Annotated in this window: 1 protein-coding gene; it reads left to right on the forward strand. The window is 36.4% G+C overall.

The window, feature by feature from the left end; genetic code table 11:
* Nucleotides 1-869: hypothetical protein (locus J3U37_RS12045; RefSeq protein ID WP_267375123.1), on the forward strand; the 869-nt coding region annotated here is incomplete at its 5' end.
* Between the last annotated feature and the right edge of the window lie 58 nt (nucleotides 870-927).

Raw genomic sequence — 927 nt, forward strand, 5'->3', positions numbered from 1 at the left:
TAAAACATGCCTGGCAATGGGATAAAAATGCCATGCCGTATTATTACTCTCTCCTTACTTGGCATAAATTCTTTGATGAAGATTATAAAGAAGAAGGGATGATCTCATTTATAGAATTTATGGATAAGTATCGGGATCAGTTAGTGGATAGTGCAGGTAAACCGTTAGTTGAACCAGCGGTGTTTAAAAGTTCTCAAATAAAATGGTATTTAATGGATCGGTTTGCCGATTTAAAATATCCCTATTTTGCCTATGAAAAAGGTTGGGGAATGGGTTTTTGTGGGTATGATGAACAAGGTATGGCACGCCCCTGTCCAGATGAGCGATTAGAAAAAAGTATTGAGTATTTTAATTACGCCATTGAAGGCGGCTATCATTGTTATGAAGATTTGATTGCGCGAATGTTATTTCAACAAGCAGCTCACTATAAAGATCAAAAATATGAACAGCTGAATAAATTAACCGAATACCGCAGCACATTAAAAGTAGAAGATTTAAAACAGGCAATAGATTATGCGCAGCTAATGGCAGAGCATAGCTCAATTATAGGCATATTGCGCATGACTGAAGCGTATTTCTATGGATTAGGTCGAGAGCAAGATTTGATTAAAGCCTATGCCTGGTCGCTGTTAAGTGATTATGCAAAACAAAAAATTATCGAGATAGACAATAATTTAGCGTGGGATGCAGAGCAACTACCACCGGTTTGGGAATATAACAAAGAAATCCAAAATCGTTTGGAGCAAATGCTTACCTTAACCGAAAAACAAGCGGCTTTAGACTATTTGGAAACGCTGAAAACCAAAATTGTAACTTGGGATTACAATGAATGGCGAGATCAGATAGATGATTTTCACCCTAAACCGTAATTTATTTGACTATATTGCAGTGAGTAAAATTTGAGGTTGAATAATAGAGATTAATCTG

This window comes from Gilliamella sp. B3172 (assembly GCF_026536465.1).
Taxonomy (GTDB): domain Bacteria; phylum Pseudomonadota; class Gammaproteobacteria; order Enterobacterales; family Orbaceae; genus Gilliamella.